Origin of the sequence: Mesorhizobium quangtriensis (assembly GCF_040081925.1) — a bacterium.
GTDB lineage: Bacteria > Pseudomonadota > Alphaproteobacteria > Rhizobiales > Rhizobiaceae > Mesorhizobium_K > Mesorhizobium_K quangtriensis.
This window is the reverse complement of the sequence record NZ_JBEBMF010000004.1, coordinates 98,726-117,686: the sequence shown is the minus strand read 5'-3', so window position 1 is coordinate 117,686 and position 18,961 is coordinate 98,726. Positions and strand designations below refer to the sequence as shown.

17 protein-coding genes are annotated in these 18,961 nt (G+C 61.2%); 10 read left to right on the top strand and 7 right to left on the bottom strand.

The genetic code is table 11. The annotated features are described in order from the left end of the window. The first annotated feature begins 8 nt into the window (after positions 1-8). Positions 9-935, top strand: a complete 927-nt coding sequence (locus tag ABMA32_RS20190) for a heme-dependent oxidative N-demethylase family protein (RefSeq protein WP_349015604.1) — start codon at positions 9-11, stop codon at positions 933-935. A 51-nt stretch (positions 936-986) separates the two neighbouring features. Here the strand turns inward: ABMA32_RS20190 and ilvD are convergent, their stop codons facing one another. The 3 genes from ilvD to ABMA32_RS20175 all read right to left on the bottom strand — a co-directional run bounded on the left by ilvD (position 987) and on the right by ABMA32_RS20175 (position 3,888). Further along, positions 987-2,822: a dihydroxy-acid dehydratase gene (ilvD, locus tag ABMA32_RS20185; RefSeq protein WP_349015603.1), complete on the bottom strand. Its 1,836-nt coding sequence runs from the start codon at positions 2,820-2,822 to the stop codon at positions 987-989. Positions 2,823-3,076: 254 nt separating this feature from the next. Further along, a complete protein-coding gene (locus ABMA32_RS20180; RefSeq protein WP_349015602.1) occupies positions 3,077-3,514 on the bottom strand; it encodes a hypothetical protein in 438 nt (145 codons plus the stop codon). Between the two features lie 47 nt (positions 3,515-3,561). Then, a complete protein-coding gene (locus ABMA32_RS20175; RefSeq protein ID WP_349015601.1) occupies positions 3,562-3,888 on the bottom strand; it encodes a MoaF-related domain-containing protein in 327 nt (108 codons plus the stop codon). 191 nt (positions 3,889-4,079) lie between these two features. Here ABMA32_RS20175 and ABMA32_RS20170 point away from each other — a divergent pair, with 191 nt between their 5' ends. Next, a complete protein-coding gene (locus ABMA32_RS20170; RefSeq protein ID WP_349015600.1) occupies positions 4,080-5,144 on the top strand; it encodes a LacI family DNA-binding transcriptional regulator in 1,065 nt (354 codons plus the stop codon). Between the two features lie 7 nt (positions 5,145-5,151). Here the strand turns inward: ABMA32_RS20170 and ABMA32_RS20165 are convergent, their stop codons facing one another. Both ABMA32_RS20165 and ABMA32_RS20160 read right to left on the bottom strand, forming a co-directional pair. Then, positions 5,152-5,604, bottom strand: coding sequence for an SRPBCC family protein (locus tag ABMA32_RS20165; RefSeq protein ID WP_349015599.1), 453 nt, complete (start codon positions 5,602-5,604; stop codon positions 5,152-5,154). Continuing rightward, on the bottom strand, positions 5,601-5,930 hold the full coding sequence (locus ABMA32_RS20160) for an ArsR/SmtB family transcription factor (protein ID WP_349015598.1): 330 nt from the start codon (positions 5,928-5,930) through the stop codon (positions 5,601-5,603). Before ABMA32_RS20160 ends, ABMA32_RS20165 begins: the two co-directional genes overlap by 4 nt. 163 nt (positions 5,931-6,093) lie before the next feature. On the opposite strand from ABMA32_RS20160, the gene ABMA32_RS20155 reads away from it, so the two are divergent. The 4 genes from ABMA32_RS20155 (at position 6,094) to hemH (ending at position 11,375) form a co-directional block, all read left to right on the top strand. After that, positions 6,094-7,539: a homospermidine synthase gene (locus ABMA32_RS20155; RefSeq protein WP_349015597.1), complete on the top strand. Its 1,446-nt coding sequence runs from the start codon at positions 6,094-6,096 to the stop codon at positions 7,537-7,539. A gap of 123 nt (positions 7,540-7,662) precedes the next feature. Next, complete coding sequence (gene omp10 / locus ABMA32_RS20150; protein WP_349015596.1) at positions 7,663-8,046, top strand: outer membrane lipoprotein Omp10; 384 nt, start codon at positions 7,663-7,665, stop codon at positions 8,044-8,046. 195 nt (positions 8,047-8,241) lie between these two features. Continuing rightward, on the top strand, positions 8,242-10,155 hold the full coding sequence (locus tag ABMA32_RS20145) for a 5'-nucleotidase C-terminal domain-containing protein (RefSeq protein ID WP_349015595.1): 1,914 nt from the start codon (positions 8,242-8,244) through the stop codon (positions 10,153-10,155). A 176-nt stretch (positions 10,156-10,331) separates the two neighbouring features. After that, entirely contained in the window at positions 10,332-11,375 is a 1,044-nt protein-coding gene (hemH, locus tag ABMA32_RS20140) for a ferrochelatase (RefSeq protein ID WP_425475568.1), read from the top strand. Between the two features lie 43 nt (positions 11,376-11,418). On the opposite strand, the gene ABMA32_RS20135 is transcribed toward hemH, so the two are convergent. Then, positions 11,419-12,462, bottom strand: a complete 1,044-nt coding sequence (locus ABMA32_RS20135) for an NAD(P)-dependent alcohol dehydrogenase (protein ID WP_349015594.1) — start codon at positions 12,460-12,462, stop codon at positions 11,419-11,421. A gap of 223 nt (positions 12,463-12,685) precedes the next feature. Here ABMA32_RS20135 and ABMA32_RS20130 point away from each other — a divergent pair, with 223 nt between their 5' ends. The 3 genes from ABMA32_RS20130 (at position 12,686) to ABMA32_RS20120 (ending at position 15,436) form a co-directional block, all read left to right on the top strand. Continuing rightward, entirely contained in the window at positions 12,686-13,897 is a 1,212-nt protein-coding gene (locus tag ABMA32_RS20130; protein ID WP_349015593.1) for an NAD(P)/FAD-dependent oxidoreductase, read from the top strand. Positions 13,898-14,010: 113 nt separating this feature from the next. Next, positions 14,011-14,961, top strand: coding sequence for an SPFH domain-containing protein (locus tag ABMA32_RS20125; RefSeq protein WP_349015592.1), 951 nt, complete (start codon positions 14,011-14,013; stop codon positions 14,959-14,961). A 10-nt stretch (positions 14,962-14,971) separates the two neighbouring features. Then, on the top strand, positions 14,972-15,436 hold the full coding sequence (locus tag ABMA32_RS20120) for an NfeD family protein (RefSeq protein ID WP_349015591.1): 465 nt from the start codon (positions 14,972-14,974) through the stop codon (positions 15,434-15,436). Here ABMA32_RS20120 and ABMA32_RS20115 read toward each other — a convergent pair. Then, positions 15,433-17,274, bottom strand: coding sequence for a M3 family oligoendopeptidase (locus tag ABMA32_RS20115; RefSeq protein WP_349015590.1), 1,842 nt, complete (start codon positions 17,272-17,274; stop codon positions 15,433-15,435). The genes ABMA32_RS20120 and ABMA32_RS20115 overlap by 4 nt on opposite strands. Positions 17,275-17,420: 146 nt before the next feature. On the opposite strand from ABMA32_RS20115, the gene ABMA32_RS20110 reads away from it, so the two are divergent. Further along, complete coding sequence (locus ABMA32_RS20110; protein WP_349015589.1) at positions 17,421-18,911, top strand: sigma-54-dependent transcriptional regulator; 1,491 nt, start codon at positions 17,421-17,423, stop codon at positions 18,909-18,911. Positions 18,912-18,961 lie beyond the last annotated feature (50 nt).

The following is an 18,961-nucleotide window of genomic DNA, read 5'->3' as shown; positions in this document are numbered from 1 at the left end:
GGCCGGCCTTGTCTCAATATCCGCTCCATACGCCCTATGACGGCTCGTCAAAGCTCTTCGCCATCGGGTTGAAGCAGCTCGATCTTGCTAGCTGGATCGAGATCGACGACGCCTTCGATTTCCAGCTTGCGGAAAAACGGCGGATCCATGCCGTGCATGGTCCGAAAGTTTTCGTGCAGGAGGTCGATACCGGCGACGCGCAGGCCGAGGTGCTTGCCCTACTGGCCGATCATCTGCCGGCGCGCTTTCCGCGTCGCTACCGATGGGGCGGCGATGTTCTGACGGTCGCTGGCCATCCGGAATTGGACGTAGTTTTAGCGAGTGATTTGACGCCGCTTCAGAAGGCCTCCCTGCTGGTACAGGAAGACCTGATCCTGATGCGCAGGGGTGAGGACGGCTGGCGGCTCGCCGCCGGCGCGCTGTGCTTCCCGTCGTCCTGGGTGCTCACGGAAAAGTTCGGCAAGCCGATGTCGACCATCCACCAGCCGGTACCGGGCTTCGGCCCAGGCACACGCAACGCCGATTTGATCGATCGCATGTTCGACAGGTTGCAGGTCGTCCAGCCGGTCGAGCGGTTCAACTGGTCGATACAGGCGGGCGACGCGCTCTATCATCCGTTGTCGAATACTGCACGGATCGATCATGTCACGGGCAGGCCGGCGCGCTTTCCAGAAAAGCAGGATGCTGCGCGCGCCTTCATCCGTGTCGAGCGGCAGACGCTGCGGAAACTCCCTGCGTCGGGCGATATCCTGTTTACGATCCGCATTCACATGGACCCGATCGCGCTGCTGAGGGGGCGGACGGATCGGGCGGTCCTCGCGGCCTCCTTTGCAGATCAGCTTCTTGCGCTCAGTGAGGAGCAGCTCGACTACAAGGGCATGACTGCGGATCGCGACCGGCTTGTCGATCTTCTGCGAGAGATCGCACGTTCATAAAAAAGGGCCGGAAAATCTGGCCCTTTTCCAAGCTCCAATGAAGTGGTGCCCTTATTCCGGCACGACGCGGACTGCACCCTTGTCGGCGCTGGTGGCGAAAGCAGCGTAGGCGCGTAGCGCCGTCGTGACATTGCGCTTGCGCTTTTCGGCAGGCTTCCAGCCCTTGAGGTCCTGTTCGGCGCGCCGGGCGTCCAGCGTGTCCTTGTCGACCAGAAGATTGATCGTGCGGTTGGGAATGTCGATCTCGATCATGTCGCCCTGGCGGACCAGACCGATCGCGCCGCCGAGTGCGGCTTCAGGCGAGGCGTGTCCGATAGAGAGACCGGACGTGCCGCCGGAGAACCGTCCGTCGGTCAGAAGCGCGCAAGCCTTTCCGAGCCCCTTCGATTTCAGGTAGCTGGTTGGGTACAACATCTCCTGCATGCCGGGACCGCCCTTCGGGCCTTCGTAACGGATGACGACGACGTCCCCGGCCTTGACCTCATTGGACAGGATGCCTTTCACCGCAGCGTCCTGGCTTTCATAGACTACCGCCGGGCCGGTGAACTTCAGGATGGATTCATCAACGCCTGCCGTCTTCACGACGCAGCCGTCGAGCGCGATGTTGCCCTTCAACACGGCGAGGCCGCCATCCTTTGAGAAGGGGTTCTCCGCCGAGCGGATGACGCCGCTCTTACGGTCGAGGTCGAGTTCTTCCCACCGTCTGGACTGCGAGAAAGCCTGCGTGGTGCGCACGCCGCCGGGCGCCGCCTTGAAGAATTCGCGGACGTTGTCGCTGTTGGTGCGCGAGATGTCCCACTGGTCCAGCGCGTCGCCCATGGTGACCGCATGGACGGTCGGTTCCTCGCGGTTGATCAGCCCGGCGCGATCGAGCTGGCCGAGGATCGCGGGGATGCCGCCAGCGCGGTGGACGTCTTCCATGTGCACGTCATTCTTGGCCGGCGCGACCTTGCAGAGAACCGGCACGCGCAGCGACAGCGCATTGATGTCGTCCAGCGTGAACTCGACGCCGCCCTCATAGGCCGCGGCGAGAATGTGGAGGACGGTGTTGGTAGAGCCGCCCATGGCGATGTCGAGCGCCATGGCGTTCTCGAACGCCTTCTTGGTAGCGATGTTGCGGGGCAGGGCCGTCTCGTCGTCCTGCTCGTAGTAGCGGCGGGCGAGATCGACGATCAGGTGGCCGGCTTCCACGAACAGCCGCTTGCGGTCCGAATGGGTCGCGAGCGTCGAACCGTTGCCGGGCAGCGACAGGCCGAGCGCCTCGGTCAGGCAGTTCATCGAGTTTGCCGTGAACATGCCCGAGCACGAGCCGCAGGTCGGGCACGCCGCTTCCTCGATCGTCTGCACTTCCTCGTCAGTGTATTTATCGTCGGCTGCGACGACCATCGCGTCGACGAGGTCGAGCGCCTGCAGCTTGCCGCGCACCAGCGCCTTGCCGGCCTCCATTGGCCCGCCGGAGACGAAGACTGCCGGGATGTTCAGGCGCATCGCGGCGTTCAGCATGCCGGGCGTGATCTTGTCGCAGTTGGAGATGCAGACCATGGCATCGGCGCAGTGGCCGTTGACCATGTATTCGACCGCGTCAGCGATGACCTCGCGCGACGGCAGCGAATAGAGCATGCCGTCATGGCCCATCGCGATGCCGTCGTCGACGGCGATGGTGTTGAACTCCTTCGCGACGCCGCCTGCCGCCTCGATCTCGCGCGCCACCAGCTGGCCGAGATCCTTGAGGTGGACGTGTCCCGGCACGAACTGGGTGAAGGAATTCACCACCGCGATGATCGGCTTGCCGAAGTCGCCATCCTTCATGCCGGTGGCGCGCCAGAGGCCGCGCGCGCCCGCCATGTTGCGGCCGTGGGTGGTGGTGCGTGAACGATAGGCGGGCATTGTCGTTTCCTCGGATACTGGCTTCTCGGCGGTTTATGCCTTCGGCTGTTGAGGCGTAATTAATACGAAAGCACCCCAGGGGCAACCAAAAACCGTACCGTACGGTACGGTACGGTTCACAATACCGCGAGGCACCGGGAGAGGTTATGCCTTGCAAAACAGCCCAGACCGTACGGAGAGGCATTCCCAGCTGGGCTTCTTCGCCGGATGGGCACCGTTACCGATCAGCTCACGGTTCCGGTTGAGCTCCATGGCTAGATGGCGATCAATCCAAGTACCAAGAAGGTGGTCATCAGCGTGAAAGCGGTGACGTTGACGTCCCATTTGCCGGGACCGACTGGCGCCTTAAACGGCGGGTATCCGTTGTCGTCATAAAGCAGCCCGCCATAGACCGGTCGCGAAAAGAGTGCGGCGAAGAATGCGCCGTACATCGCGACGCCCAGCAGACCGGCAAGGTAAAGCCGCTCTGTCTGCATCGGCCCGCCGATCCAGATCAGTCCGAGCGCGATCAGGCCGACCCCGGAATAGCTCAGGACCTGCCAGACGACATGGAACCGCGCGTGCGGTGTCCATAGCGGATTGGTGGCATGGGTCGCGTTGAAATCCGCTTTCATGGTGACAAGACCATATCCGAGCGTTGCGACGGTCAGGAGAACGCGTGCAAGCAGATGGCTCTCGTAAGCGATTTCCATTGAGGTTGCCCCTGTCTGGTCAAAGCAGGTTGGTGGACGCAGGTTGCTCAGGCGCCAACTGGTTGCAGCCGGCCTTCGGCACGGAAGACCTGACCGTCGGCAAGCCGAGCATGATTGTGCACGACGCCATTTGCATGGTCCTGCAGTTGGACGACAAAGTTGCCGTTGTCTTCCACCCAACTGACGATGAAAACGTCCTGACGCACGCCCGACACATCAGCGCGGACGGTCTGGTCGATGTTCACGTCACCGAGTTTCGCCTGGACACGAATTTCGTCGGCCGTCCGGAATGTGAGGCGCGGGACAAACGAACCGAAATCGCAATCGAAGGTCTTGCCGACAAGTCCTGCCGGCGAGGTGACTGTCGCTTCCATAAATCCTCCTTGTGCACGGCCGGGCCGCACATCTCATCAAGAATCAATGCATGCGAGTTTCAGGAACGCGAAGTGTTAAAACCAAGATTGGAGCGCTCCAACGCTACAATTGAGCGATTTCGCGGCGAAGTCAAGAAAAATATTGGAGCGCTCCAAAAAGCGGTCTAAGACTGGCTGATGACAGGTGCCGAATGCCAACTCTCGATGACGTAGGCCGCGCCGCAGGAGTGTCGCGCGGGACAGTGTCAAACGTATTCAACCGGCCGGAACTGGTGCGGCCGGAATTGCGCGAACGTGTCCAGGAGGCTGCTCGCTCGCTGGGCTACGGCGGCCCTGACCCAAAGGGAAGGCTGCTCAAGGAAGGCAAGTTCAACGCGATCGGCTTCATGCCGCCGGGCGCCTATGCGATTGCCGAAATGGTGCGCAGCCCCTACGGGCGCGAGTTGTTGATGGGGGCGGCCAGCGCGTGTGATGCGGCAGGCGCGACGCTGAGCCTCGTCAACGGGACCGATGAGACGCGCGCGGCGAGTATCCGCGAAGCGCTGGTGGACGGCTTTATCCTCGGCAATGTCGTCGACATCGACGTAATCGCTTCCGTAAAGCGACGCCGCTTGCCATTCGCGATCCTCGAGAGCGACGCGGGGCCGGATGTGAACTCGATCAGGATCGATGCCCGCAGCGGTGCGGTTGCTGCCGTGCGCCATCTCACCGGTTTGGGCCATAAGCGCTTCGTGATTCTTTCGATCCGCCGCACGGTCGGACCTGCGATCGTGCATATGCCTGGTGTGACCGATCGTGCGCTGTTGGCCGGTTTCGCGCTCGACCACCAGCGGCTGCAAGGCTTCGACGAAGCGTTGGCGGAGGCAGGTCTTTCGATTGAGGACGTGCCCGTCATCGAGACGACACCGGGCGACCCGGCAGCAGGGGCGGCGGTGTTCGATCATTGCCCGGAAGCCACTGCAATCATGACCATGTCCGACTGGCAGGCGATTACCGTGCTCGACGAGGCACAGCGGCGCGGCATCGCTATCCCGGGCCATGTTTCGGTGGTCGGCTTTGATGGAACAGCCGAAGCGGCACGCACTATGCCCCCGCTGACAACGGTCGCGCACGATATCGCCGGCAAGGCGCGGCTGGCCGCCGAAATGGTGCTCGAAAACGGAAAGCCGCGCCAGATGGTGATGCCGGTGGAACTGGTGGTGCGCGGCTCGACGGGCGAGCCACGCTCGCGCCTGACAGCTTTTCGGTCATGCTAAAAGGTATCTAGGCCGAGGTTTCTCGCCGGTCGGAAACGAGAAAGCTTTCCAGCCCGCCCAGAAGCTCGCCCCAGCCGTGACGGCGACCTTCGACGCCGTCGCTCGGTGGAATAACGCACATCTGCTCGGTGAAGATGAGGCGGGTGCCGCCATCCCTGTCTGCGAATTGGACGGTGGCGAGAGAGACAGTGTGGACGCGTCCATTCATGGCCATGGAATAGGCCATGACGATCCGCTCATTCTCGACGATCTCGAAATAGCGGGTTTCATTGACATGCTCGCCCATCTTGTCATTGAACGCGGCGCTTTCGCGGCCTCCCACGCGAAAGTCCATGCTGTGAGTTTCGCCGCCAAACCATTTCGCCTTCTTGGCCGCTGTCGACCATGCCGACCAGACATGTTCGCGGCAGTTGGGATAGATGCGCTCGATGGTGAAACTGTCGTGCGTTGGCGAGGTCATTGCGTGTCCCTTTCAAGAAACTGCCCAAGCATATCAAGCCGCTTTTCCCAAGTGCTTCGATGCGCGCGAATCCAGTCCTCGACCGAGCGCATGCTTTCAGGCGCCAGCTGAACCGTGCGGACGCGCCCGAGCTTGCTGGATTTGATAAGCCCAGCCTGCTCGAGGACTTTCAGATGTTTGAGGAAGGACGGGCCGGCCATGGGGAACGGCTCGGCCAGCTCGGAGACGGCAGCCGGGCCTCTCGCCAGCCGCTCCACGACAGCGAACCGTGTCTGGTCGGAGAGTGCCCCAAATATTGCTGGCAGATCGGTTTGATAGGTAGCCATTTGGATACCTATAAATCAGCATCGATCCCAAAGTCAAGGATAGATAGCTGAATGGCTATCTATTAGCCAAAGCTGGAGAATCGGTGACCGTGGCCCTTTATTATGACAAATGCTTGTGCTTTGAGCCTTGTGCAGGACCAACAGCAAAGGAGTGCCGCCCAAAATGGCAGAGCAAAACTGGCCCGTTTACGGTGAGATCACCGGCCCCATCGTGATGATCGGCTTCGGGTCGATCGGCCGAGGAACCCTCCCCCTGATCGAGCGCCATTTCAAGTTCGACAAGTCGCGCATGGTTGTCATCGACCCGAGCGACGCGGACAAGAGCCTGCTTGACGAGCGCGGTATCGCCTTCATCCAGGATGCTGTGACCAAGAAGAACTACAAGAAGCTGCTGAAGCCGCTGCTCACAAATGGCGGCGGGCAGGCCTTCTGCGTGAACCTGTCGGTCGATACTGGCTCGGTCGATTTGATGCGGCTCTGCCGCCAGCTTGGTTCGCTTTACGTCGATACGGTCGTCGAGCCGTGGCTCGGTTTCTATTTCGACGACAAGATGGATAATGCCGACCGCACGAACTACGCGCTGCGCGAGACATTGCTCGCCGAGAAGCGTCGCAAGCCCGGCGGCCCGACCGCAGTCTCGACCTGTGGCGCAAATCCCGGAATGGTATCCTGGTTCGTCAAGCAGGCGCTGGTCAATCTCGCGACTGACCTCGGCTACGACTTCAAGGAACCGGCGCAGAACGATCGCGAAGGCTGGGCGAAGCTGATGAAGAAGGCTGGCGTCAAGGGCATCCACATCGCGGAACGCGACACGCAGCGCACCAAGAAGCCGAAGCCGCTCAACGTATTCTGGAATACCTGGTCGGTCGAGGGTTTCATCTCGGAGGGTCTGCAGCCGGCCGAACTTGGCTGGGGTACCCACGAAAAATGGATGCCCAAGAACGGGAAGAAGCACAAGGAAGGCTGCAAGGCGGCGATCTATATCGAGCAGCCCGGCGCCAACACCCGTGTCCGTACCTGGTGTCCGACACCGGGCGCGCAGTACGGCTTCCTCGTGACGCACAACGAGGCGATCTCCATCTCGGACTTCTTCACGGTGCGCGGCAAGGAGGGCAAGGTGAAGTACCGGCCGACCTGCCACTACGCCTATCACCCTGCCAACGACGCGGTGCTGTCGCTGCATGAGATGTTCGGCGCCGGCGGCAAGGCGCAGCCTGTGCATCATGTTCTCACCGAGAACGAACTGGTCGACGGCGTCGATGAACTCGGCGTGCTGCTCTATGGCCACGACAAGAACGCCTATTGGTATGGCTCGCGGCTGTCGCTGGAGGAAGCGCGCAAGCTCGCTCCGTACCAGAATGCCACCGGCATGCAGGTGACCTCGGCCGTGCTGGCCGGAATGGTCTGGGCGCTGGACAATCCGGAAGCCGGCATTGTGGAGGCCGACGAGATGGATTTCCGCCGCTGTCTCGAAGTGCAACTTCCCTATCTCGGTCCCGTCGAAGGCCACTACACGGCCTGGACACCGCTGGAAGGCCGTCCCGGCCTATTCCCGGAGGACATCGACGAGGAAGATCCCTGGCAGTTCCGCAACGTTCTCGTGCATTGAACGTTGTCACAGTGACCTGTGCTGCAAGGCGCGGCTATCGAAGCCGCGCCTTGATTTCGTTTCGAAATCACGCGATTGAGAGAAACGGGTCGGAAACAGGTACTTGTTCCCGGAGGGACCAACATGACGATTGCACGTAAGCGTTTGTCGGCAGGCGCCGTCGCCACACTGTCTGTCATCCTCGCCGGCTGCGTTGGCGGTGGTGGGGGAGGTGGCGGTGCGGCCGTTCGCCCGGCGCCGACAGGTGTCGAGGGCACCTGGATCGACGCCCAAGGGACCGGCCTCTCCACGATCTCGGGCGGTATGTTCAGCACGGTGGCAACCGATACCGGCCAGAAGCTCGCCGAAGGCAGCTACATCCTCACGAATCCGACATCTGTGCAGATCACCGGCACTTCGCTGATCCGCCAGTCGCCGATCAGCTTCAACTGCCTGTTGGTGTCCGGCAACCAGCTCAACTGCACCAGTTCGGCTGGCCAGCAATTCGTCCTGACGCGGCGCGCGTAGGGATCTCGCCGCCAACCCGGCCTGACCGCAGGTTGGCGCAAATCGACTGGGTACGCTTCGCCCGGTGCTGCAATGGCGCCGGGTTTTTCGCTTGCATCAGCGATGCACGAGTGTGAACATCCGCGCGACGCGAGGCGGACGGCGTTCGCAGGAGGCGCACAAGACGCCCGCACATAACAGCCCGGGAGATGTGAGATGAGAAAACTTGCCGCCATAGCTGCGCTGTCGGCATCGGCGCTCGGCCTTTCCGCCGGCGCTTCTTTTGCGGACTACACGTTGACCATCCTGCACATCAACGACTGGCACAGCCGCATTGAATCGAACAACAAATACGAGTCGACCTGTTCCGAAGAGGAAGAAGGCAAGGGCGAATGTTTCGGCGGCGCGGCAAGGCTGGTGACGGCGGTAGCCGATCGCCGCAAGGCGCTCGATGGACAGAACGTGCTGCTGCTCAACGGCGGCGACAATTTCCAGGGGTCGCTCTTCTACACCACCTACAAGGGCAAGGCCGAAGCCGAGTTCCTGAACCTGATGAAGTTCGACGCCATGACCGTCGGCAATCACGAGTTCGACGACGGCGAGGAGGTGCTTGTTCCTTTCCTCGAGGAAATCACATTTCCCGTGCTTTCGGCGAACGTCCAGGCAAACGCACAATCCAAGGTCGGTGATCGCATCAGACCGTCGGTCGTCCTCGATGTCGGCGGCCAGAAGATCGGCATCGTCGGGGCGGTCACAAACGATACGCCGGTAATCGCTTCGCCCGGTCCAAATATCGCGATCGCGGACGACATCGCGACGATCACTGCCGAGGTCGAAAGGCTGAAGGCGGAAGGGGTTAACAAGATCATCGCGCTGACTCATGTCGGCTACCCGCGCGACAAGGAGTTGATTGCGAAAATCCCGGGCGTCGATGTGGTGGTCGGAGGTCACTCGCATTCGCTGCTGTCGAACACGGACGACAAGGCCGAGGGGCCCTACCCGACGATGATCGACAACCCCGAGGGCTATAAGGTTCCGGTCACGCAGGCTGCGTCGTATTCAAAATATCTTGGCGAGTTCACGGTGACCTTCGATGACAATGGCGTCGTCAAGGAAGCCAAGGGCGATCCGATCCTGCTCGACAAATCGATCACGCCGGACGCAACCGTGCTGGCCCGCGTCAAGGAGCTTGCAGGGCCGATCGAGGAACTGAAGGCGAAGGAAGTATCGGAAACGACCGCGCCGATCGACGGCAGCCGCGAAAACTGCCGCGCCCGCGAGTGCGAGATGGGCAACCTCGTCGCCGACGCCATGCTCGACCGCGTGAAGGGGCAGGGCGTGACGATAGCCTTCCAGAACGGCGGCGGCCTGAGGGCTTCCATCGAGCAGGGCGTGGTGACGATGGGAGAGGTGCTGACCGTGCTTCCTTTCCAGAACACGCTTTCCACCTTCCAGCTTACGGGCAAAGACGTCGTGGCTGCGCTCGAGAACGGGGCGAGCCAGATCGAGGAAGGGGCTGGACGCTTCACCCAGGTGGCCGGGCTGAAGTACGCGTTCGACGCCACCGCGCCAGCCGGCAGCCGCATCAAGTCGGTCGAAGTTATGGAGAACGGAGCGTGGACGCCGCTCGATCCCAGCAAGACCTATCTCGCCGCTACCAACAACTTCATGCGCAAGGGCGGCGACGGCTATGCCATCTTCGCGGAAAACGGCGAGAACGCTTATGACTACGGTCCAGGATTGGAGCAGGTCGTCGCGGACTATCTCTCCGCGAACCGGCCCTTCACGCCGAAGCTCGACGGGCGTATCGTCGCGCTTGCCGCTGCGGCGGCTGCCGAGCCTGCACCTGTCGAGCCTGCACCTGCTGAGCCGGCGACGGCGGAACCCGCAGTTCCAGCTCCGCCGGGATCGGCTGACATTGCCGCGACGCCGCCATCGATCGACGCTGTGCCACCCGCTGGATCGGCCGAGGGCGCGCATACGATCGTCGCCGGCGACACGCTTTGGGATATCGCCGAGAAAGTCTACGGAGACGGCGCCAAGTGGAGGCTTATCTCCGGGGCCAATCCTGGGGTAAAGCCGCGTCATCTTGCGATCGGTTCGACGCTGACGATACCGCCAGCCGGCTGATTTCGTCCCGTTCCAAGATCGAAGGTCTGCCAGCTTGACTCGGCGGACCTTTGCTTATCACGACCTTTGTCTGTAAAGCCGGGCGGAGATCAGCGGCCTGAGAGAGGGTGCGGCCAGAGGTGGCATTTGAAACCCCTGCCTCTCCCACTACTTTCGCGCCGGCGAGAGAGAAGAGAATGACGACCGACACCCAGAAGGCATCGATGCTCCCGGCAGGCCATCCAACCGTGAAGCCGCGCCGCATCGGCGTTCTGCTGGTAAATCTCGGGACGCCAGATGGCACCGATTACAAGTCGATGAGGCGATACCTGCTCGAATTCCTTTCCGATCCGCGCGTCATCGAACTCAACAAGGCGGTCTGGTATCCGATCCTCTACGGCATCGTCCTGACAACGCGGCCGAGCAAATCCGGCGCCAACTACCGCAGGATATGGAATACGGAGAAGGACGAGTCGCCCTTGCGCACCTATACGCGCAGCCAGGCCGAGAAGCTTGCGGTGGCGATTGGCGATCTGCCCGATGTCCGGGTGGAATGGGGCATGCGCTACGGCAGCCCATCAACCAGGAGCGCCGTGCAAAGCCTCTACGATCAGGGTTGCGACCGCATACTGACGCTTCCGCTTTACCCGCAATACTCCGCTACAACGACTGCGACGGCGAACGACCAGCTTTTCCGTGCGCTGATGACGATGCGGCATGCACCAGCGGTGCGGTCGGTGCCGCCCTACTATGAGGAGCCGGTCTATATCGACGCGCTGGCGCGCTCGATCGAGGCGAGCCTGGCGACGCTCGATTTCCAGCCAGAGCTCGTCATCGCGTCCTACCACGGCATCCCGAAGCCCTATTTCGAGAAGGGCGATCCCTACCATTGCCACTGTTTAAAGACGACGCGGTTGCTGCGTGAAAAATTGGGATGGGACGAGAAGCAGCTTATCACCACATTCCAGTCGCGCTTCGGCGCGCAAGAGTGGCTGCAACCTTATACGGACAAGACGGTCGAAAGACTGGCGCATGAGGGCGTCAAGTCTATCGCGATCGTAAATCCCGGTTTCTCGGTCGATTGTATCGAGACACTGGACGAGATCGGTCGCGAGGTTCGCGACGAGTTCCTGCACGCCGGCGGTGAGAAATTCGCACACATCCCATGCCTGAACGATAGCGCCGAGGGCATGGAGGTCATCGAGACGCTGGTGCGTCGCGAATTGCAGGGCTGGGTATAAAAAAAAGAAGGCGGCGAAGTTTCACTCCGCCGCCTTCGCTCTGTCAGTTCAAGGTCGCCATGTCGATGACGAAGCGGTAGCGCACGTCGCTCTTCAGCACGCGTTCATAGGCTTCGTTTACTTCCTTGATGTCGATCACCTCAATGTCGGCGGCAATGCCGTGCTTGGCGCAGAAATCGAGCATCTCCTGTGTTTCCTTGATAGACCCGATGGCAGAACCCGAAAGGCTCCTGCGGCCTGCAATCAAGGCGAATGCATGGACCGGGACCGGGTTTTCAGGTGCGCCGACCAGAACCATGCTGCCGTCGACCTTCAACAGTCCGAGGTAGGCGTTCCAGTCGATGCCGGCGCTGACCGTGCAGATGATCAGGTCGAAGCTGCCGGCGAGCGTCTTGAATGTTTCCGGATCGCTCGTTGCGTAATACTCGTCAGCGCCGAACTTGAGCCCATCCTCCTTCTTTGAAAGAGACTGGCTGAGAACCGTGACGTTGGCGCCCATCGCGTGGGCGAGCTTCACGCCCATATGGCCGAGTCCGCCCATGCCGACAATGGCGACCTTCTTACCCGGGCCGGCCTTCCAGTGACGCAGCGGAGAATAGAGGGTGATACCTGCGCACATCAGTGGCGCCGCCGCATCCAGCGGAATGCTCTCCGGGATCGACATGACGTAGCCTTCCTTCACGACAATGTGGTCGGAATAGCCGCCATAAGTCGGCGTAACACCATCGGCCTCGAAGCCATTGTAGGTCGCTATCAATCCAGGCAGGTACTGCTCGAGATCGACGTCGCGGGTCTTGCAGGTCGTGCATGAATTGACGAAGCAGCCGACGCCGGCGCGGTCGCCGACCTTGAAGCTGGTGACGTTCTTGCCCACTGCGGTAACGATTCCGGCGATCTCGTGACCAGGCACCATCGGGAAGCTGGAGTTGCCCCACTCGTTGCGCGCCTGATGAATGTCGGAATGACAGATGCCTGCATATTTGATGTCGATGACGATATCGTCATCGTCCGGCTCGCGCCTTTCGAAGGTGAACGGAACGAGCGGTTTTGACGCATCGGTTGCAGCATAGCCTTTTGCCAGTGCCATGTTCGATGTCCTTGCAGATTGGGAGGAATGGAATGCGGGAGGGGTCGGTGCTGCCGTCCCCTTTGGGTGAAATGGGATTTTTATCATCCGATACAAGCAGCCATGATGACCCGGACGCGTGAAAAAGCGCTTTTGGCCTAAGACTTCCCCCGTTGCACCATGACGCGCGGAACCTCGTCGCTCCATTTCCGTTGAAGCTCGCCTTTCTGGGGAGACGTTTCTGATGCGCCGCAAGCTGGATCTGAGGACCGGACGTCCGGTCTGGTTTGCCTATCGGGCACCGTCGGTTTCCGCCGGCAAGCTGACACGCGACGTGAAGGCCGATGTCGCAGTGGTCGGCATGGGCATCAGCGGTGCGATGATTGCCGAGGCTCTGACTGCGCAGGGTATGAGTGTCGTCTGCATCGATCGGCGCGGTCCGATGAAGGGCTCGACCTCCGCGACAACCGCGCTCGTGCAATTCGAGGTCGACCAGCCGCTCACGAAACTTTCGCCGATGATAGGCCGTACGAATGCCGAGCGCGCGTGGCGGCGATCGCGCCTTGCCATTGAAAGCCTGTTTGCGCGTATCACGGAACTCGACATCTCTTGCGGTCTGCACCGCCGCGCTTCGCTCTATCTTGCAGGCAATGTGCTTGGGCCTGGCGATTTGGCCGAGGAAGCCGCCGCCCGCAGGCAGGCTGGGCTATCGGTTTTCCATCTCACGCCGAAGCCGCTTGCCGAACGCTTCGGCATTGAACGTGACGGTGCAATCCTCAGCCACGGCAACTTGACGCTCGATCCTCGACAACTTACCGCAGGGCTGCTGCTGAAAGCTGCCCAACGTGGGGCAAAGCTTTTCGCGCCAGTCGAAGCGGTGAAGATCGAAACTGGCCGCGACGGGGTCACCATTGCGACCGACAGCGGCGCAACGATCAGCGCGGCACACGTGGTTCTCGCCACAGGTTATGAACTGTTGGATATCGCGCCGGCTGCGAAACACCGGATCATCTCGACATGGGCCATGGCAACGCGCTCTCAGCCGAAGAAGCTCTGGCCAGAAGAAGCATTCATCTGGGAAGCATCCGACCCTTATCTCTACATGCGCGCCACACGCGACGGCCGCGTCATCTGCGGCGGCGAGGACGAGGACTTCTCCGACGAAGAACAGCGCGACGCATTGATCGCGGCGAAGGTTTCCCGACTATCTGAAAAACTTGGCCGGCTTTTTCCCAAGCTGGACACGACAGCTGAATTCGCGTGGGCCGGTTCGTTCGGCACGACTTCAACGGGTCTTCCCTATATCGGCGCCGTCCCGCGTCATCCTCGTGTCCATGCCGTCATGGGCTATGGTGGCAACGGCATCACCTATTCTCAGATCGCATCAGAGATTATCGCGTCTGCGCTCGCCGGTCGCACAGACGCGGACGCCGATCTTTATGCGTTCAAGCGCTAGAGCCCGTTAAGGCAAGCGCTAACCAATCCGCCACGGTATGATTGTATAGGCTTCGCCGGGTTCCTACGTGATTCGGCAGGCGGCAACCGTCGCTCCAACTTGGGGGAGAGCAGATGTTTTCAGGCTTCGATATCGTCATACCGGTGCTTGTCGTCCTTGTGCTGGTCGTTCTCTTCGCCGGCATCAAGACCGTTCCGCAGGGCTATAACTACACTGTGGAACGCTTCGGCCGCTACACGAAGACACTGACGCCCGGCCTCAACATCATCATCCCGTTCATCGATCGCATCGGCGCGAAGATGAACATGATGGAGCAGGTGCTCGAAGTTCCGACCCAGGAAGTGATCACCAAGGATAACGCCATCGTGTCGGTCGACGGCGTCTCTTTCTATCAGGTGCTGAACGCGCCGCAGGCGGCCTATCAGGTGTCCGGCCTTCAGAACGCTATTCTCAACCTTACCATGACCAACATCCGCTCGGTCATGGGCTCGATGGACCTCGACGAACTCCTATCCAACCGCGACGCGATCAACGAGCGGCTGCTCAGGATCGTCGATGAGGCGGCGCATCCGTGGGGCATCAAGATGACACGAGTCGAGATCAAGGACATCAACCCGCCGGCCAATCTGGTCGATTCGATGGCCCGCCAGATGATGGCCGAGCGCGACAAGCGCGCACAGATTCTCGCCGCGGAAGGTCTCAAGGCCGCGCAGGTTCTGGAGGCCGAAGGCCGCAAGGAAGCAGCCTTCCGTGACGCGGAAGCGCGCGAACGCGCAGCGGAAGCCGAAGCGAAGGCGACGCAGGTTGTGTCCGAAGCAATCGCCAAGGGTGATGTCCAGGCTGTGAACTACTTCGTGGCGCAGAAATACACCGACGCATTGGCGAAGATTGCCTCGGCCAGCAACAGCAAGATCATCATGATGCCTCTCGAGGCCTCGGCGCTGGTCGGGTCGCTTGGTGGCATCGGCGCGATCGCCAAGGAGGTCTTTGGCAACGGCCCGTCAGGCACGCCATCTCGGCAGTCGCAGCGTCCGCCTTCCGTGCGGCCCGACGAAAACCAGTAGGCCGACGGCGATGATCGTCCGCTTCTTCTCAGAACTGGGTCCGTGGAACTGGATGGCGCTCGGTTTCGTGCTGCTTATCCTGGAGGTCTTCCTGCCTGGCGTTTTCCTGCTCTGGATCGGGCTTGCCGCGCTGATCGTCGGTGCGTTGTCGCTCATGTTCTGGGATGCCGGCTTCTGGGTCTGGCAGCTACAGGTTGTGCTTTTCCTTGCGCTGTCGCTTGCCTGCGCACTTGTCGGCAAGAAGATCGTCAGGAGCCGGGGCGATACGTCCGACCAGCCGCTGTTGAACCGCCGTGGCGACCAACTCGTCGGACGCCTCGCCACGCTCACCGAGCCGATCGTCAACGGTCGCGGCCGGGTGAAGATCGGAGACACGATGTGGCGCGTCGCCGGCCCCGATCTTCCCGCCGGCACGACGGTGCGCGTCAAGGCAGCCGCAGATCTCGACCTGGAACTTGTGGTGGAGGCGGTTTAAGCCGTCGCCTTATCCAGCGCTTCCAGTTCGTCGATCAGTCCGCTGATGACGCCAAGGCCGCCCTGCCAGAATTTCGGATCGGAGGCGTCCAGCCCGAAGGGCTTCAGAAGCTCCGAATGATGCTTCGTGCCGCCGGCTCGCAGCATCTCGAAATACTTCTCCTGAAAACCGCGCTCGGCGTTCTGATAGACGGCGTAGAGCGAATTCACGAGGCAGTCGCCGAAGGCGTAGGCATAGACGTAGAACGGTGAATGGATGAAGTGCGGGATGTAGGCCCAGAAGGTCTCGTACCCGTCCCGCAGCTTAATTGCTGGTCCAAGGCTTTCCTTCTGCACCTCCAGCCAGAACTCGCCGATCTTGTCTGAGGTCAGTTCGCCGTTGCGGCGCTCCGTGTGAACCTTGCGCTCGAATTCGTAGAAGGCGATCTGGCGCACGACCGTGTTGATCATGTCCTCGACCTTCTGCGCCAGCATCGCCTTGCGCTCCCGCTTGTCCTTGGTGCGATCGAGCAGGGAGCGGAAGGTGAGCATTTCGCCGAACACCGAGGCGGTTTCGGCGAGCGTCAGCGGCGTTGAAGCCATCAGCGCGCCTTGCCCGCCCGCCAAAACCTGATGCACGCCGTGGCCGAGTTCGTGCGCCAACGTCATCACGTCGCGCGGCTTGCCCATGTAGTTGAGCAGGACGTAGGGATGGGCGGAGGGCACGGTCGGATGCGCGAAGGCGCCCGGCGCCTTGCCTGGACGGACCGGCGCGTCGATCCAGTTGCGGTCGAAGAAGGTGCGCGCGATCTCCGCCATGTCCGGCGAAAAATCCTGGTAGGCCGACAGAACCGTGTTCTTCGCCTCTTCCCAGCCGATTGTTGCCTGCGGCGTTTCAGGCAGAGGCGCGTTGCGATCCCAGTGGTTCATTGCGTCCATGCCAAGCCAACGCGCCTTCATCCGATAGTAGCGGTGCGACAGGTGGGGATAGGCTTCGCGCACGGCTGCAGCGAGGGCATCCACCACGCCCTTCTCGACCCGGTTGGCCAGATGACGCGAATCCGCGATGTCCTTGAAGCCACGCCAGCGGTCAGAAATCTCCTTGTCCTTGGCGAGCGTGTTGGTAATCAGCGTGAACGTCCGCAGGTTCTTGCGAAAGGTCACCGCAAGAGCCTCGGCGGCTTCCTGCCTGACCTTGCCGTCGGCGTCTTGGAGGCGGTTCAGCGTCGGCTCGAGAAGCATCTCCTCACCGCCGACGTCGAAGCGCAGTTCCGTCATTGTTTCATCGAAGAGACGGTTCCAGGCACCGCGTCCTGTCACCGATTTCTCGTGGAAAAGCTGCTCTATGCGATCCTCGAGCTGGTAGGGCTTGTCCTTGCGCAGATCGATGACCCAAGGCCGGTAGTGGCCGAACAACGTGTCGTCTGCGAGCGCCTGCTCAATCACGGCGTCGTCGATCAGGTTTAGCTCGAGAGCAAAGAACAGGAGATGCGCGGATGCGTCCGTCATCCTTTCCTGCACGTCGCCGTAAAGCTTGGCCCGTTGCGGATCCGATGTGTCCCCGGCGTAGATCAGCCCGGCATAGGAGGCGATGCGACCGATCAGTTCCTCGAGGCCCTCGTAGTCGCGCAGAGCGATGCCAAGTTGCCCTGCCGCACCCCTCGCGGCTTCCGCGGCGAGCTGGCCCTTCCATCGGCTCTCGAACGCCTGCGACTCGGCCGCTGCTCGCTCCATGTCGGTATTGAGTTCGGGTGCATTTATCCCGGTATAGAGATCGGCGAGGTTCCATTCCGGCAGGTCGCCAAGGTCTTTCGCCTTGGCCGCCGCAGTGCCCTTTCGTTCGCCCGAGAACAGTCGCATGGTCAGCCTTCCGAATCCGAAGCCGTGAAAAGTCTAAAGACTTCGTTCACCGGCTTTTTTGAAGCGTTGTTTAGAAGCCTGTGCCAAGTTGATCCATTCGCCGGCAACAGGCTCCGAAGCAAGATACCCTCAGATAGCGATTCCTCATGGCAGGTTCCATCCTCATAGTCGATGACGATCCCGTGCAGCGCAGGCTGCTTCAGGCTTCGCTTGAGAAGTTCGGCTACGAGGTTGTACCGGTCGAAGGAGGAGAAGAAGCGCTGGCGAAACTGGAAAGTTCCGCCGGAAGTGCGATTTCCGCAATCGTGCTCGATCTCGCCATGCCCGGTATCGACGGCATCGGCGTGCTGAAGGCCATGCGCGAGCGCGAAATCGACATTCCCGTGGTCGTCCAGACGGCGCAGGGCGGCATCGATACAGTCGTGTCGGCGATGCGCAACGGGGCGTTTGACTTTGTCGTCAAGCCCGCTTCGCCCGAACGGCTGCGCACTGCCATTGCCAATGCACTCAAGGTCGAGGCCATGGAGGCCGACGCCCGCCGCTCCGTCCGGCGTGGCAGCGTCATAACCTTCAAGGACATCGTGACCAAAAGCCCGACGATGGAAAAGGTCCTGAGGCTCGCGCAAAAGGCTTCCGCGTCCGATATTCCGATCCTGATCGAAGGCGAATCAGGCGTCGGCAAGGAACTGGTTGCCCGGGCGATACAGGGTTCGGGCGAACGACGCTCGAAACCGTTCGTAACGGTCAATTGTGGTGCGATCCCAGAAAATCTGGTCGAGAGCATCCTGTTCGGCCACGAAAAAGGCGCGTTCACCGGGGCGACCGAAAAGCATGCGGGCAAATTTGTCGAAGCCCATACCGGAACGCTTTTTCTGGACGAGATCGGCGATCTTCCGCTCGACGTGCAGGTGAAGCTGTTGCGCGCCGTGCAGGATGGCGAGGTCGATCCTGTCGGCGGCAAGTCCACCATCAAGGTCGATATCAGGCTGATTTCCGCAACCCATCGCGACCTGTTGAAGCAGGTGAAGGACGGCGCCTTCCGCGAGGACTTGTTTTACCGGCTGAACGTCTATCCGATCATCGTCCCGCCGCTAAGGGATCGCAGGGACGACATCCCCTATCTGGTGCGGCATTTCATGGCGCGCGTGCCGGGGGGCAAGGGGGGGGCAGCGCCTGTGAACGCCATCTCCGAGGGCGCTCTCACCATGCTTCGGTCATATGATTGGCCCGGCAACATAAGGCAGCTTGAAAATGCGGTATTTCGGGCTTCCGTACTCTGCGAGGGCGGAATCCTTACCGAAGAGGAATTCCCGCAGATACGGGCACAAGTCGAAGGGTCGATCGACCTCGACCGGGTGGATCGCCAGCCGCCCACCGCCGGGGAAGCTCCCGCCGAACAGATTCAGCTCGCGGCATCTCCGCAATCCTTCGTGCTGCGGGCGCTCGACGATCGTGGCAACGTCAGAACCCTCGCAGATGTCGAGCTGGAGATGATCAAGCTCGCTATCGAGCACTACCACGGCCAGATGAGTGAGGTGGCTCGCCGTCTGGGGATAGGACGATCCACGCTCTACAGGAAGCTGAAGGAGTATGGTATCGATCCCGAAGAGGGCCGGCTCGACAGGCTTGCCTCCTGACTTGACTGGTGGCCGATGGTACGCTCGACGGCTTGTATGGCGCGCAATTT

Bases quoted from the DNA above. Each gene is read 5' to 3' on its own strand.
- ilvD (WP_349015603.1), bottom strand. From the start codon at position 2,822: ATGCCCGCCTATCGTTCACGCACCACCACCCACGGCCGCAACATGGCG.
- ABMA32_RS20180 (WP_349015602.1), bottom strand. From the start codon at position 3,514: ATGGAAATCGCTTACGAGAGCCATCTGCTTGCACGCGTTCTCCTGACC.
- ABMA32_RS20175 (WP_349015601.1), bottom strand. From the start codon at position 3,888: ATGGAAGCGACAGTCACCTCGCCGGCAGGACTTGTCGGCAAGACCTTC.
- ABMA32_RS20170 (WP_349015600.1), top strand. From the start codon at position 4,080: ATGCCAACTCTCGATGACGTAGGCCGCGCCGCAGGAGTGTCGCGCGGG.
- ABMA32_RS20165 (WP_349015599.1), bottom strand. From the start codon at position 5,604: ATGACCTCGCCAACGCACGACAGTTTCACCATCGAGCGCATCTATCCC.
- ABMA32_RS20160 (WP_349015598.1), bottom strand. From the start codon at position 5,930: ATGGCTACCTATCAAACCGATCTGCCAGCAATATTTGGGGCACTCTCC.
- ABMA32_RS20155 (WP_349015597.1), top strand. From the start codon at position 6,094: ATGGCAGAGCAAAACTGGCCCGTTTACGGTGAGATCACCGGCCCCATC.
- omp10 (WP_349015596.1), top strand. From the start codon at position 7,663: ATGACGATTGCACGTAAGCGTTTGTCGGCAGGCGCCGTCGCCACACTG.
- ABMA32_RS20145 (WP_349015595.1), top strand. From the start codon at position 8,242: ATGAGAAAACTTGCCGCCATAGCTGCGCTGTCGGCATCGGCGCTCGGC.
- hemH (WP_425475568.1), top strand. From the start codon at position 10,332: ATGACGACCGACACCCAGAAGGCATCGATGCTCCCGGCAGGCCATCCA.
- ABMA32_RS20135 (WP_349015594.1), bottom strand. From the start codon at position 12,462: ATGGCACTGGCAAAAGGCTATGCTGCAACCGATGCGTCAAAACCGCTC.
- ABMA32_RS20130 (WP_349015593.1), top strand. From the start codon at position 12,686: ATGCGCCGCAAGCTGGATCTGAGGACCGGACGTCCGGTCTGGTTTGCC.
- ABMA32_RS20125 (WP_349015592.1), top strand. From the start codon at position 14,011: ATGTTTTCAGGCTTCGATATCGTCATACCGGTGCTTGTCGTCCTTGTG.
- ABMA32_RS20120 (WP_349015591.1), top strand. From the start codon at position 14,972: ATGATCGTCCGCTTCTTCTCAGAACTGGGTCCGTGGAACTGGATGGCG.
- ABMA32_RS20115 (WP_349015590.1), bottom strand. From the start codon at position 17,274: ATGCGACTGTTCTCGGGCGAACGAAAGGGCACTGCGGCGGCCAAGGCG.
- ABMA32_RS20110 (WP_349015589.1), top strand. From the start codon at position 17,421: ATGGCAGGTTCCATCCTCATAGTCGATGACGATCCCGTGCAGCGCAGG.